The sequence below is a fragment of the Microbulbifer maximicatervae (SeqCode) genome (assembly GCF_052467385.1).
In genome coordinates, this window is the sequence record NZ_CP174311.1 from 4,614,009 (window position 1) to 4,628,299 (window position 14,291).

Genomic DNA, 14,291 nt, shown 5'->3' on the forward strand with positions numbered 1-14,291 from the left:
CACAATAGCTTACCTTGCCGTTCTGGCGCCTCAGTCCCTCACCTGCCAGCACTGCTAAGGTTCTAACAGCGACTAAATTGCCCGCATTTCTGTTGTCGCGGGCCAGGAATTCAGCGATGAGTGAATACAAGTTGCCACGGGGCATTGTCATCAGCGGCACAGGCCTGTGGACCCCACCGGAATCTATTAGCAATGAAGAGTTGGTAGATGCCTATAACACCCATGCCGAGCAGTACAATCTTGAGCATGCTCAAGAGATCGAGGCCGGTGAGTGCGCGGCAAAACCTTTCTCTTCTGCAGAATTTATCGAGAAGGCCTCAGGCATCAAGAGCCGCTATGTGGTGACCCGCGATGGCATCCTTGATCCGAAGCGCATGCGCCCCCTTATTCCCGAGCGCGCAGATGACGAGCTGAGTGTACAAGCCGAAATGGGCTTAAAGGCCGCCAGACTAGCTCTGGAGAAAGCCGATAAGCAGGCGTCTGACATTGATTTGGTCATTGTCGGTGCCTCCTATATGCAGCGCGCCTACCCCGCTATTGCTATTGAAATCCAAGGTGCACTGGGTATCGATGGTTTTGCCTTTGATATGGAAGTGGCCTGCTCCTCAGCCACCTTCTCACTTCAGCGTGCGGTGGATGCGATCTGCTCAGGCTCAGCCAAAACTGTACTGGTCATCAATGCCGAGCTGGCCTCACCACAAGTGGATTACACCGACCGAGACAGCCACTTTATCTTTGGCGATGTAGCCGTAGCCAGCATTATCGAGCGCAGAGAAACCTGTACTGTCGAAAGCGCCTGGGAAATTCTCGGCACCAAAGCGAAAACCGTTTTCTCCAACAATATCCGTTCGAACTTTGGCTACACCGCTCGCGCCGCCGATGTGGACCCTTTTGGCCCCGGTAAGTTGTTCCGCCAGAATGGGCGAAAGGTATTTAAAGAAGTTTGCCCCATGGCGGCGTCCCATATTGAGGCCCACCTGCAAGAGACAGACACCGATCCTCACAGCGTGCGCCGCTACTGGCTCCATCAGGCCAATATCAATATGAACAACCTGATCGCCAAGAAGCTAATGGGTGACAATGCAAGCGTTGAACGCGCGCCCATCGTTCTGGACCGCTACGCCAACACGGCAAGTGCCGGCTCAGTTATCGCATTTAATTTGCACAGCGATGACTTGCAGGTCGGTGACCGGGGAATTATCTGTTCCTTTGGTGCAGGCTATTCTATTGGCAGCTTGGTATTGGAAAAAATCTCCATTTAATTTTGAAATATTTTCGGAGTTCGGGAATAAATACTGAACTCCGAAACAACCACCAAAAAGACCGGTGGTTCTCACTACCACTGACACCAGGATTTTATTAACCGGCGACCTGGCCTTCACAAATATCTATTAAAACTATGCGCGATCCAGCCGCAGCGCATAGCAACCATAAGCAGCGAAGCGCAGCAGAGCGAAATCAATCTGATCCTGCATAAAATATTCACTCACTTCTGTTTTTATTTGTTCAGGGCCCACCAATTTCGCAGACACGATATGCTCTTCAGCGCTATAGGCGCGAAGCACTAGTGGCACACCATTCTTGAAATAATCTTCCGCATTATTATTTAGCGGGAGGAAGCTGTTCTGTACTCTGAAGTTTTGTTCCGGCTGTGGCTGCGCCAGTACAAATACAGGCCCGTACTCCCGATAAGGACCGGCAAAAGAGAAAGGGCAGTAGCTGGCCAGGAGGATTTTCTCCCCGGGCCGTGCGCGCCGCCGCACATCACGACATGGCTCACCGCCCTGGGCGCTCAGCTGCCGTACCGGCTGCCCTAGATCATCTAGACCTGCTTGACGAACCTTTTCTAAAAAATCTTCGCGGATAGGTGTTACGGTAAAAGTCATGGCTAAGGTCACCCCACTTGCTAAAAGAGCGAGGTTACTGAACACCAAACAGCATCGCTGGCCAGATTCGGGCGCGTCATTCCAAGTGAGTAGCAGTTATTTTTTTGCGGACTCTTCAAGCTCACTCAACAGACCTTCCGCCCAACTGATCCAGGTCTTTTCCGCCTCAATACCCAAAAGCAGGGTTTGATGTGCCAACCAGTAGCGCTCCTGGAGCGCTGTATCACTCTTTAATACGCGCTCATTTTGCTCCTGGTAACTTTCCAGAGAGCTGCGATGTTGGCGCAGTTGGCCCTCCAGAGCATCTCGCATTTCATCCTTGCTCAGGTTGTGACCGGCGAACATACGCACCAGAAAAGGCTCGCGAATCTTCTGCGGCGCACTGGGCTGAATGACCCAGTCACGCAGCTCGGCGCGGCCTAGATCCGTGAGGCTATAGACCTTCTTGTCCGGCTTGCCTTCTTGGGCCTGCTCCTCACAGTCCAGCAGGCCCTCCTCATGTAACTTGTGCAGCTCGCGATACATCTGCTGATGGCTGGCACTCCAGAAGTGGGAGACGCTGCGCTCAAAGCGCCGCTTAAGGTCATATCCACTGCCGGGCTCAATATCCAGCAAGGTGAGAACGGCAAAGCGCAGAGACATGAAAACTCCAACTCATCTTATGCAAAGAGTTGCATATTAACCGGAGCCAGCCATTTATGACCAGCTGCCGGGTTTTCATAACAAGATAATTAGATTAATAAAACATTAAAAAATAGGACAAATGTATCGACAGAAACTAACAGTCGAGATGTAAGGCTAGCTTTTATGCAAATTGGAGATATAATCGCCGGCTTGTCGCCAAAGTCGTTTAGGCGACCACTGTCTACGAGGTTGTTTGCCCAATGTCCGCGCCCGCACTATCCCCATCCAGTCCAGATGCCCCAGATGAAAAGGCTTCTGGTGCGCGCCGCTGGGACTTTATGCTGGACATCTTCGCCATGAATAGCTTCTCTTGGGCTGTAGCGATCCCCATCGAGCTGGTTCTGGCGGGTATGAGTTGGAACGAACACCTGAAAGTTCGCCTGATGGCCCTGGTATTCAATACCCTTATCGCCCGCCCATTCAGTATGTATCGCAACTGGATTGTGAACCGTTTTGGGGGTGGCGGCTTTATCAATGCCTACCTGGTAGACACCTTTGTATTCCTCAGCTTCCAGTTCCCGCTATATATGGCCAATATGCGCCTCGGTGGGGCCAGCTGGGACGAAATTGCCACCGCCAGTATTACTTTTATGCTCATCGCGGGAGCTCTTGGCCGCCCCTACGGAATTTATCTCGACTGGGTGCGCCGAGTATGGATTAATACGCTTGTCCCCCTGTGGAGCAAACGCGCTGCCTGAGGGGTCACCGATACTCGATTAGGCATTACGAGAGAGGAACATGACTGTGTTGACCGATAACGCCATTGAAAACAGTTCCATGACCGTTGGCGTGGTCGCCGGCACCCCCACAGATACCCGCTTCGGGTTGGACTTCCTCGCCGCGCGCCAACTTCGTGGCGTGGGCCTGTCCCTATCCTCGTCTCCCCAGGCCCAGACTCAATTGCAGGCGCTGGAGCGCGACGCCCTTACCCAACAATTGATCGAAGCCATTGAGCAGCTGTACCAGGCCGGTGCAGAAGCGGCCATGATCTACTGCAACTCTCTTTCCGGTGCTGTGGATATGACGGTGGTAAAAGCTGCCTCCCCCATTGAGGTGGTATCCCCTCTCGAGGTCTACGCTGAGCTTACCCAGCGCTATCGCAACTTTGGACTGTTGGCCGCCAACTGCCAGAGCTGCGCCAATATCGAGCGGGAAATACTCGAGCGCAATACAACCGCCAAAGTCATCGGTATTGGCAACTTGCAAATTGTGGAAGATATCGAGGACGGCCTCGCCGCAGAAATGATTGTTCGCCAACATGCCCTTGATGACTTGGTCGCGGCATTGGTGAAAAGCGGCGTACAGATCCTGATTTTGGGCTGCACCCATTTCGATTATTTTTATCGGGAATTGCTCGCACACTGCGATGGCATTCGCCTTTTCCTTCCCTCAGAGCGTATGTTGCAATTGCTGCAAGAGCGCATTCCCCAGGCTGCCTGAATACTATTTCCTCACGGCAGCTCCCGCGCAATTTGTTCTGGAGCTGTCGCTAAACTACCCATCCAACCTAGTAAATTGCTGCTAGATCCCTCTATGTAATCAGATGCAATCTGTGGATTAACTCCCTGCCAACAACCCGGCTACCCGATCCAAGGGCTGAACAGACGGGGCTGGCAGGCTACTTCTCTATTGGTACGTTCACTGAAGCGCCTCTGCTCCCCCCACAGCAGAAGGAAAATTTTTCTTGTACCAAAAGCGGGCTTATTGCAGTATCAAAAATCTCCGATGTGCCTGGGTATCCATTACAACAAGTCGTATTAAAACCTTTTTGGACTGCAGGATTTAGTCCAATTTAAATAACGTTGGTTACAAGGATGATAGAAACCACTTTGTCTGGGGGAATTCCCTCTCGTCACGTATTCTTGCGTGCCATATGCCTCGGCCTATTGGTCTCGGGTTCGGTATTTTTATCGAGTACTGCACAGGCCGATGTTATTACCACACTAAAAAGTCAGGTCCCGCTCTTTTGGGTGGGAATACCCGCTGTACTTGTACTGCTAATTTGTGCGTTTGCAATAAATAGGCAAGTTAAATTACGCCAATTAACCCTCGATACCAATGCTCGGCTTAAAAATTTGAGCAAGGAAAATAGCAATCTTTTCCAACAGGTACACAGTCGTAACAGCGAATTTGTCGCACAGGAAAAACAACTTGCTGATGCCCTTAGTGAGCTTGAACAATTGCGCCAGGAAAAATCTGATCTCCTCACCATAACCCGGCACCATTTACAGCATCCCCTGGATACACTTCTCGGCACTTTGAATTTATTAGCTCGCAGCGAAGACAACAATACGCGCGCCCTGGTAGAAATCGGGAAAAGACAATTAAACAGCGCCCTTAAATCCCTGGAGAACTTACATCAGTGCGGTAATGTTGAAACAGTAGAATTAAAACTCCCCACTGAAAGCCATCGTGCACCCGGCAAACAGCTCTCTGTATTACTCGTTGAAAACAGTAAGCATGACTCCCTTCAGCCCACCCTTGAGACCATGGGCCATAACGTGCAACGGGAGTGCAATGGGATCGATGGGAGCAGCGCGGCACTGCAAAAAAATTTCGATCTTATTTTGGCAGATACCCATCTTCCGTTGATGGATGGTGTTGAAGCAGTGCGGGAAATCCGCAGGGAGAGAGGTGCAGAACTACCTATTTTTGCCCTTTTACAAAATGCCAGCTCTGGCGATAAGGAGCGCTACCAGGCCAGAGGCTTTACCGGGGTATTGACCCACCCGATCGGCGACCGACAGCTGATGCAATTATTGAGTTGGGCTGTTCGCCGAAGCCAGGGCATTGCAGGCCCCCAGGGAGCAAAGCCCACTCGACTCCTTAATACCAATACCCTATTTCGCCTGCGGGATACATTGGACCACCATACGTTTGCCGAATTACTCAGCGAGCGCACCGCCACCCTGCCAAAACAAATAACGTCATTAACCAGCGCTATTACTGGACGCCACTGGCTTGATGCAGAACAGCAGGCACAAAGACTGGCTCGCTCAGCTATTGAGGTCGGCCTCGAAACAATAGCTTCTCGCTTGCGCACCCTGGCCGCAAACCTCTCTATCGATAGTGAAAGAGAACATTGTCGCCAACAGCGCACAGAGCTGTTACAGCTTATGCGCGAATCTGTGCGCCAGCTAAAGGCCTGGCGCGAGCGCAATGTTCACACTGAGTGGGCATTAAAATAGACTACCCTACTGTGCTCCGATTTCGAGCCACAGTACTCTTACTGGGAAATAATGGGGCGGAAAAGGCGTCTGCAATCCACCGCGCAAATAACACATCCCAGCGCAGCTAAGTTGAAATGCACTATTTGCACCACACTATATTGGAGAGAATAGTAGAGAGAACAAGTTATGTCAGAGCAGTATCCCGAACGCAGTCAGGAAGCCCGAGAACAAAGCGGGCGCGACCTGGCCATCATGGTTTACCTGATCCAGGCGATCAGCTTATTTACCGCAGTACCATTTTTTATCGGGGTATTAATCAACTACTTTAAGCGCAGCGATGTTCGCGGCACCCTGGCCGAGTCCCATTTCCGCTGGCAGATTCGCACCTTCTGGTTTTGGCTGCTGTGGACCATTGTTGGCTCCCTAACCATTTGGGTACTGGGGCTGGGCTACCTGATTCTGGCAATTAACTGGGTATGGGTAATCTATCGGGTTATTCGCGGCTGGCTGACACTTGTTGACCGGCGCCCAGCTTATTAATGGCAAATATTCTATTAGATGGGCCCAGTATCTTGGACCCATCTACTTCTCAGTAAGAAATGAACCCAAGGTTTCCTTACTGAAATTAGCGACTTTCACACCTCGAAAAAGACAAAAGCAGATTGACTAGCCATAAGGCTGTATCGACCTTTCCTCATTTTCTTTCTCAAGCCCTTATTCGCCAAAAGTTGCAGCTGCAACATTGCATGCTTCAGCGCAAAGTGTGCGAATATGCCTATCCGATTGACTTTCACCGCGTTGTTAACAGGGAGAAATAGATTCGTGAACCAGGACCAGAATGCCCCCTTGCGGGAAGATGTACGCCTGCTGGGTGACGAGCTCGGCGCAGTATTGCGAAACCAAGTTGGCGAGCCACTATTTGATACCGTTGAGAATATTCGTCAGGCGGCCGTTGAAAGCCGCAGCAAAGGGGCGATGCAGGCCGATCACTTGCGAGAGCTACTCGACCCCCTGGATGATGCGACCCTATTGGAAGTTGCCCGGGCATTCAGCCAGTTTCTAAACCTGGCCAATATTGCCGAACAGCGCCATCGCGAGAGACTGCACCGCCAGCACCAGCGCTTTCCCGGAGATCCCGATACAGACCGCGGCCTGCGACAGGTACTGGCAGAGTTAAGCAAAGCGGGGAAGTCTCCCGAGGAAATCCACGGGACACTAAAAGAGTTATCCGTAGAACTGGTCCTAACCGCTCATCCCACCGAAGTGACACGCCGTACCCTAATTCGCAAGTACGATCGAGTTGCAGACCTGCTCAACACACTGGACAGGCCCAACCTGACCCCTGAAGAATCCCAGGATTTACGTCGCCACCTACAAGAACAGATCCTTTCCGCCTGGAGCACCGACGAGATCCGCCGCTCCAGGCCCACCCCAGTTGATGAAGCCAGGTGGGGCTTTGCCACCATCGAACAATCCCTGTGGCAGGCAGTTCCGAGGAGTATGCGGGAAATAGACAGTGAATTGGCCCTGGCCAAGCTGCCCCCATTACCGGTTGATTGGGTTCCCATCCACTTTGCCTCTTGGATGGGGGGAGACCGGGACGGCAACCCCAATGTCACCGCCAGCGTCACCCGGGAAGTTCTGCACCTAGCCCGCTGGATGGCCGCCGACCTCTATCTGCGCGATGTGGAAAACCTGCTCGCAGACTTGTCCATGCATCGCGCCAGCGAAGAACTTTTACAGCGCACTGGCCCCAGCCACGAGCCCTATCGCCTGGTGCTGCGCCAGGTTCGCGACCGTCTCAAAATAACCCGGGAAAAAATGGAGGCCCGCATTGGTCGACGTGCAGAGCCTTCCGGCCTCGCGTTTACCAGCAGCGAGCAGCTGGCCGACGAGCTGCGCCTGATCGACCGCTCCCTGCGCGATGTGGGCCTCTCAGCCATCGCCGATGGCCAACTTAAAGATACCCTGAGGCGACTCAACTGCTTCGGCATCACTTTATTGCGCTTGGATATACGACAGGAATCCACCCGCCACGCTGACACCCTGGATGCCATTACCCGCTATCTGGGTATGGGCAATTACAGCAGTTGGAGTGAAGAGGAGAAACAGGAGTTCCTGGTGTCCGAGCTGGACAGCCGCCGCCCACTGGTGGACGAGAGCTTTTACCGCAGTGATTTCTGTGACGAAGAGGTAAGTGAAGTCTTACAGACCTGCAAGGTCATTGCCGAACAGGGTCCCGAGGGATTAGGTGCCTACGTTATCTCAATGGCGACCACACCTTCCGATGTTCTCGCTGTAATGCTGCTGCAAAAAATTGCCGGGGTGCAGGTGCCAATGCGAGTGGTTCCCCTGTTTGAAACCCTCGACGATCTCGATGGTGCAGCTACCACTATGAGTACCCTGCTGAATATCCCCCTCTACAAGCAGCGTGTGCTCGATGGCCAGGAAGTGATGATCGGCTACTCGGACTCCGCCAAGGACGCCGGCTTCCTGGGCGCCGCCTGGGCCCAGTACCGCACACAGGAAGCTCTCTACCGGTATATTCCGCAACCACGGTATCCCCCTAACTCTGTTTCACGGCCGTGGCGGCTCCATATCCCGGGGCGGCTCTCCTACTCGTATGGCCCTGCTGTCGCAACCACCGGGATCAATAGCCGGACGTATTCGCGTTACCGAACAGGGAGAAATGATTCGCTTCAAATACGGCCGTCCCTCTGTAGCCGCCTACAACCTGGAGCAGTATGTCGCCGCAACTCTGGAGGCGACACTGATGCCCCCGGCAGAGCCGCGTTCGGAGTGGCGCGCGGAGATGGACCGGCTCACGGAAGTCTCCGTCGGCAACTATCGGGAAGTCGTGCAGGATGACCCAGCCCTGGTGGCTTACTTGCGCACTGTCACCCCGGAAACCGAGCTGAGCCGCCTGGCCCTGGGCAGTCGCCCGGCAAGGCGTAAACCCGGTGGCGGTGTCGAATCACTGCGGGCGATTCCGTGGGTGTTTGCCTGGACCCAGATACGACTGATGTTACCGGCCTGGCTGGGCACTGGCGCCGCCTTGGAGAATGCCCTCAAGCACGCAGATGAAACTGATATCTTGCGGGATATGAGCCGCCAATGGCCCTTTTTCCAAGGCGTTGTGGATATGCTAGAAATGGTACTGGCCAAGGCCGATCCCCGCGTTGCCTCCTGGTACGAAGAACGACTCACCCAGGATGCAGACCTAATCCAACTGGGTGTCAGTTTGAGAGAGCGACTGGCTCACACCGTAGAGGCCCTAAAACAGCTTACCGGGCGGGAGAGCTTGTTGGATAACAATCCCGTAATGCGCTGGTCCATCCGCGTGCGCGATCCCTACACTGACCCTTTGCACCTATTGCAGGCCGAGCTGATGGCACGTTTGCGCGAACGGGAAAGTGATGCGGTACTGGAAAGTGCGCTGATGGTCACTATCGCAGGGATTGCAGCGGGCATGCGCAATACGGGTTAAAAGACCACGGCAGCTGTGATGATACTGGGATTTGAGGCCTGCTTTTTTCACAACAGCAGGCCCCCAAGCAATCAGAACCTGCCGGTAAGTGCCATCACGATCAGGTCTGCCGGCAACTGCTCTCCATTCACCTCCAACTGGCCACGATTGACCTTGAGGTACATTTGCAGCTCACCCTTGTCTTCGATCAGCAGGCCATAATCTCGCAGAAGCATTGCCTGACCTACCAGGGGGGACTGCAAGAGCGCCTGCTCTGCAGCGCTAACGGTCATACTACCTACCAGCGGTTTGAGCCACTGATCGATCTCACTGGCACCTCGGCGGGAGGATTTGCGCATACCCCGCCAATCGATATCAGCATCTACTAACACCGGGCCATTGCGAGATTGAATCGCCAGCTGTTGCTCCAGGCGCAGCGGGCGGCTCATTTCACGGGCCCAATTCCGCTCAGGGGCCGGCAACAATACGCGCAGGTAGTGCCCCAGATCCGCAGTCTTAATTCTCGGCAAAGTCATCTGCTGGCGCACAGAGGTAATCGGTGTTGCCGAGTCCACGGTGGGGAGCTTCAGGTCACTGATGACTTTCAGGGTCTGTGCCGCCAATTCTTCCAAGGTCAGGTCCAGGGTAACATCGCGCAATTGAACCGGCCCGGAATCTGATTCTGCCCTCAACAACGACAAGCGCAGCTCCGCATTACCGCCCTCGCCGGGCATATATTCAAACTCGCCTTCAAGGGGCTCGGTAAACAGTACTTCGATACCTTCGCGAATATGGCGCAAGCTTCCCAGCTCCACGACACCGTTCAGCACAGCACCGCTGTAATCCGTAGATACGGCAATCTCCCCACCGTCAAACTCCAGCTCCCCGAGTGGGCCAGTATTTTTGAAAGGGTCTAAGCGGAGGGTATTCAGCACCCGGTTGTCGGCGGTAACCAGGGTCTCCAGAACTACCGGACTCACCTGTAAAGCGCCATAAATGGACTCCAATTGAGCGCGCAATTCAGGCTGTAGTTGATCCAGCTCCAGCCGGGTCTCGGTATAAACCACACCCAGGCGCGGCCCCTTAGAGGTAAGCAACACCGGCCCATGATGGATCTCTGTATTGAGCTGGGTAGTGCCATCCGGCAATGCCACTTCAGTATTGGTTTCAGCACCAAACCATCCGCGTTCGTAACCCGTGGAATTCCCCCCCTGCAAGCGGCCCAACTGCTGCTTCCAAATTTCCTCTACTTTGGGGCCGATAAAACCCGGCGCAGCCAGCGCAGATATCACCATTAGGGCAAGCACAATAAATAGAAGTGAACGCAGTAGTTTCATAAAAAATCATCTAGCGAAGGGGTTTGCGCCGATGGTATCAGATTATGCAGCTATTAGTGCGACAAGAGCCTCGTTACTTGGTACGAGTGCTGAACATTCATCAACCACGGCATAAGGACCTACGACCCATTTCTAAAGAGCAGAATCTCGGCTTGTAAATTAGTAAATCTATATTTCAAAAGCTCTGCTCAAGCCTAAGAAGAGGGGTTTGTAAGCGGCCATAAATTGAAATTGACCATTATGCTGGAGATCAGCTCACAAGTCTCTTGATCTCCTGTGGCACGCCTGAGTAATTTTATGGCTCGTTGACAGTTTTAAACAACAATGTAATTTTTTAAACCACCCTTTAACTTCCCCTTAATCAGAGCAATTTAAAATGGTAGGTAACAATCTATTTTTCTTGTATTTCAATCTAACCCAGATTCTTATCTCCACGATTTAGCTTTCTTACAAATACCTCAACAAAATAAAGGTCCTGATTACTATAAGAAAACCGCTATCTAGGAAATTTTTTGTTTTTTACCTATTCATGTAAAAAATAATTATTGAATTCATAACCGTTATCTCGATCGGATCTTAAAAGATACCTTTACAACAACCGAAACTTCCATTACCGCACGTTGGGACACTCCCCCAGTTTGAGTAGACTTGTGGCCAAACTAGGAGAAGGAGAAGACGTTATGCGATATCTTGTTTCAATGGTGCTCTTGTGTTCTCTCGCAGGTTTCAGTTATGCAGATGACCGCATGACGCGCCTCCCATCCAACGCTGAACCCGTGCAAATTCTCGGCAAGACTTATTATCAAAGTGGTAATACTTTCTATGCCTTTAATGAGCAGGGCCGTTATTTCTACAGAGTACAGCCCCCCACCTCTATTCGTAGTTATGAGAATCCCCGGGATATGTATATCCGCGGCTCACAACCTCGCCCCCAAACTTGGGGTCTGACTAGAGACCAGGTAGAAGGCTGTATGAATGCCGCTGCAGATATGGCAAATGCTAACCCTGCAGTAGGTGGTAAGATTTATATTCGCGAATATAACCGCTGTATCAGTAACTTGCGCTAGCCATTGTGGCTATATTTACTGCTACAAGGGGCCTTCGGGCCCCTTTTTTCAATCGTTATTTTTTTACAGTTACTAAACTAGCAAGTCTTTCAACACACTAAAGCTATCAATCCTCTAATTTTAGAGCTGTGAAATATGCAAGCCGCTATTATCAGGTCTTATGGCAGCCCCATCGAAATTGCAGAGATGCCTAAACCTTCACCGGATAAAAATAGTATTTTAGTAAAGGTACAATCGGCCAGTATCAACCCCCTCGATAACTGGGCAACATCGGGGGCTTTACAAAACGTAATGCCTGTAAAAATGCCGCATATTGTCGGGTACGATGTTACTGGGAAAGTAGTAGAAATTGGCAGCGCTGTCAGAAATTTTAAAATTGGCGATCTGATATTTGCACGCCCCGATACAAATCAAGCGGGTACGATTGCCGAATACACTTCAATCAAAGCAATGGACGCAGCTATCCGCCCCTGCAATCTTTCCAACAATGAGTGTGCCGCTTTCCCTCTCGTGGGTTTAACAGCCTGGCAACTTCTCATTGAAGTGGGAAAATTACAGAAAGGGCAAAGAGTTCTTATCCACGCCGGCTCCGGCGGAGTCGGTACTATCGCTATACAAATAGCCAAATATATTGGCGCCTTCGTAGCCACAACCACCAGTGATGCCAACCTTACATTAGTCAAACGACTCGGTGCCGACACTGTTATCAATTATAAAACCGAAAAATTTGAGGAATTACTCAAGGATTATGACCTTGTACTCGACTCTTTAGGCGGAGAAGTATTAGAAAGGTCTGCCAAAGTTCTTAACAAACATGGTCTATTAGTATCAGTCTCCGTCAAAGCTAAAGGGTCAGATACCTTAATTGAAAAGATGAGGCAGCGCCTCCAACTAGTCTATTCATGGCCAAGTGGCACTACTCTCGCAGAACTTGCTTCATTACTTGAGAAAGGATTTTTGAAACCGGTTATTGATAGAGTCTACCCCATACATGAAACTCAAGCCGCACTCGACTACCTAAATAAGGGAAGAGCCAAAGGTAAAATAGTTATTGATGTGTTGCAGGGTAAATAAACGATAGTATAGGATTTCAGCCTAGACTCAAAAAAACTGGAGCCCTAGTGAAACGGATATTTCTATTTTTGGGTACCCTGATTTCTGCCGCCAGTTATGCACAAAATATAACTTTGGCCGAAGCTGCTCTGGAGCGAACCTATCATAAGGTACGCTACGATCCTGCTTATGTGTCTATCCCCTATCCAAATGGAGATGTGCCGGCTGATACCGGTGTTTGTACCGACGTAGTGATTCGATCATATAGGAAGCTGGGGATCGATTTGCAAAAAGAAGTTCACGAGGATATATCGGGCCATTTTCAAGCCTACCCGTCTAAACGCATATGGGGACTTTCCAGGCCAGATAAAAATATTGATCACCGGCGAGTACCCAATCTACAGGCTTTTTTTACTCGCAAAGGGCAATCACTCTCAATAAGTGACAAGGCAGAGGATTATCTACCGGGGGACATCGTTACCTGGATGCTGCCCGGTAATTTACCGCATATCGGTATTGTGACTGCGAAACGCTCTCAAAAAACCAACCGGTACTTGGTCGCACACAATATCGGGGCTGGACCCGTGCTGGAAGATATGTTGTTTTCCTTTAAAATTACCGGGCATTACCGATACAACGCCGGCCAGGCAACCGAAAAGATTGAGTAGCGAAAAAACTACGCTATTTCCAAGCGATTACGGCCTTTCTTTGACCGGGATATGGAGAAACATTTCCGCTGTCGGGCTGGCAACCTGATATCTGGGTGGGTACAGCTCAAAGTCTGGCCTCTCAATATAGTCGTAATTGGACTTTGGCAACCAGCTTCCCCAAATATACTTCAATGTCTGTTCCAGGGTGGTAATAGATCCACGGTGAACAAATTTTGCATATAGCTGCTCCGGTAGTTCCCGCGCCACCATACCCTCGGGTACCTGAGTCAGGTCGGCAACCGGCGCACAGCAGACATACTTAAACTGAATTTCATCACCCGCTTCCTCATAACACTCATAAATACCAAAAGATTCATCGCTGATACGATTGGGGATTTTATCCCTGTAGGGCCGAAATGCAGACCAGAGCTTTGGCAAGCTGAGATTTTCATGATCATATTCCTGCGCTACCCCCACCAATTGCATCGCAGGCCGAGAAATAATTTGTGGCTCCATGGATAGCTCATTTTGCAAAAAGTGCAGCATATGAGGGCTAAATTGATCCTTATACAACAACCGAAAAGGATCCTGCTGCTTTCGATACTGCGCCGGGGTTACATTAAATAAAGCTTTAAACGCGCGAGTGAAGGCTTCTTGGGAATCAAATTGGCACTCCATGGCAAGCTCAAGAATACCAATATCTTCACTCAACAACCTCTTTGCGGCGACGGTCAATCGGCGCTTACGCAAGTACTCTTTCGGTGAGTCCCCCACTAATGCTTTAAAAATACGACTGAAGTGATAGGTTGAGTAATGAGAGGCCGCGGCAATTTCATGAACAGAAATTTTGTCGTATAGATGCTGCTCTACGAAGTTGATACTTTTAAAAAATCGCTGCATGAGAGGCTCCTTTACTGCCTGTTTACGTTGGGACGGTGAGATTTTCGAGCAACACCTTCCCGCATTAGCTTGCCTTTA

Annotated in this window: 12 protein-coding genes and 1 pseudogene; 9 read left to right on the forward strand and 4 right to left on the reverse strand. The window is 51.1% G+C overall.

Going from position 1 to position 14,291, the window contains the following annotated elements; genetic code table 11:
* Nucleotides 1-116 precede the first annotated feature (116 nt).
* Nucleotides 117-1,262 (forward strand): beta-ketoacyl-ACP synthase III, encoded by a 1,146-nt coding sequence (locus ACJJIR_RS19800; protein WP_444906554.1) that lies wholly within the window; start codon nt 117-119, stop codon nt 1,260-1,262.
* 135 nt (nt 1,263-1,397) lie between these two features.
* On the opposite strand, the gene ACJJIR_RS19805 is transcribed toward ACJJIR_RS19800, so the two are convergent.
* Together ACJJIR_RS19805 and ACJJIR_RS19810 are read right to left on the reverse strand one after the other, a co-directional pair.
* Entirely contained in the window at nt 1,398-1,886 is a 489-nt protein-coding gene (locus tag ACJJIR_RS19805) for a DUF1203 domain-containing protein (protein WP_444906555.1), read from the reverse strand.
* 96 nt (nt 1,887-1,982) lie between these two features.
* The gene (locus tag ACJJIR_RS19810; RefSeq protein ID WP_444906556.1) at nt 1,983-2,528 is read right to left on the reverse strand and encodes a PadR family transcriptional regulator; all 546 of its coding nucleotides are present in this window, start codon (nt 2,526-2,528) and stop codon (nt 1,983-1,985) included.
* A 242-nt stretch (nt 2,529-2,770) separates the two neighbouring features.
* Here ACJJIR_RS19810 and alaE point away from each other — a divergent pair, with 242 nt between their 5' ends.
* From alaE to ppc, 5 genes and pseudogenes are all read left to right on the forward strand, one after another.
* Complete coding sequence (alaE, locus tag ACJJIR_RS19815; RefSeq protein WP_413664185.1) at nt 2,771-3,268, forward strand: L-alanine exporter AlaE; 498 nt, start codon at nt 2,771-2,773, stop codon at nt 3,266-3,268.
* Nucleotides 3,269-3,308: 40 nt separating this feature from the next.
* Nucleotides 3,309-4,010 (forward strand): aspartate/glutamate racemase family protein, encoded by a 702-nt coding sequence (locus ACJJIR_RS19820; protein ID WP_444906557.1) that lies wholly within the window; start codon nt 3,309-3,311, stop codon nt 4,008-4,010.
* Nucleotides 4,011-4,384: 374 nt separating this feature from the next.
* A complete protein-coding gene (locus tag ACJJIR_RS19825) occupies nt 4,385-5,758 on the forward strand; it encodes a response regulator (protein ID WP_444906558.1) in 1,374 nt (457 codons plus the stop codon).
* A 168-nt stretch (nt 5,759-5,926) separates the two neighbouring features.
* A complete protein-coding gene (locus tag ACJJIR_RS19830) occupies nt 5,927-6,280 on the forward strand; it encodes a DUF4870 family protein (RefSeq protein WP_444906559.1) in 354 nt (117 codons plus the stop codon).
* A 231-nt stretch (nt 6,281-6,511) separates the two neighbouring features.
* A pseudogene (gene ppc, locus ACJJIR_RS19835) lies at nt 6,512-9,227 on the forward strand (phosphoenolpyruvate carboxylase).
* A gap of 71 nt (nt 9,228-9,298) precedes the next feature.
* Here the strand turns inward: ppc and ACJJIR_RS19840 are convergent.
* Nucleotides 9,299-10,543 (reverse strand): DUF945 family protein, encoded by a 1,245-nt coding sequence (locus ACJJIR_RS19840; RefSeq protein ID WP_444906560.1) that lies wholly within the window; start codon nt 10,541-10,543, stop codon nt 9,299-9,301.
* Between the two features lie 680 nt (nt 10,544-11,223).
* Here ACJJIR_RS19840 and ACJJIR_RS19845 point away from each other — a divergent pair.
* From ACJJIR_RS19845 to ACJJIR_RS19855, 3 genes are all read left to right on the forward strand, one after another.
* Complete coding sequence (locus ACJJIR_RS19845; RefSeq protein WP_282934530.1) at nt 11,224-11,610, forward strand: hypothetical protein; 387 nt, start codon at nt 11,224-11,226, stop codon at nt 11,608-11,610.
* Between the two features lie 135 nt (nt 11,611-11,745).
* Nucleotides 11,746-12,684 carry an NADP-dependent oxidoreductase gene (locus ACJJIR_RS19850; protein ID WP_444906561.1) on the forward strand — a complete coding sequence of 313 codons (939 nt, stop codon included), beginning with the start codon at nt 11,746-11,748 and terminating at the stop codon, nt 12,682-12,684.
* Between the two features lie 47 nt (nt 12,685-12,731).
* Nucleotides 12,732-13,331 carry a DUF1287 domain-containing protein gene (locus ACJJIR_RS19855; RefSeq protein ID WP_444892648.1) on the forward strand — a complete coding sequence of 200 codons (600 nt, stop codon included), beginning with the start codon at nt 12,732-12,734 and terminating at the stop codon, nt 13,329-13,331.
* A 27-nt stretch (nt 13,332-13,358) separates the two neighbouring features.
* Here the strand turns inward: ACJJIR_RS19855 and ACJJIR_RS19860 are convergent, their stop codons facing one another.
* Nucleotides 13,359-14,213 carry an AraC family transcriptional regulator gene (locus ACJJIR_RS19860; protein WP_444892647.1) on the reverse strand — a complete coding sequence of 285 codons (855 nt, stop codon included), beginning with the start codon at nt 14,211-14,213 and terminating at the stop codon, nt 13,359-13,361.
* Nucleotides 14,214-14,291 lie beyond the last annotated feature (78 nt).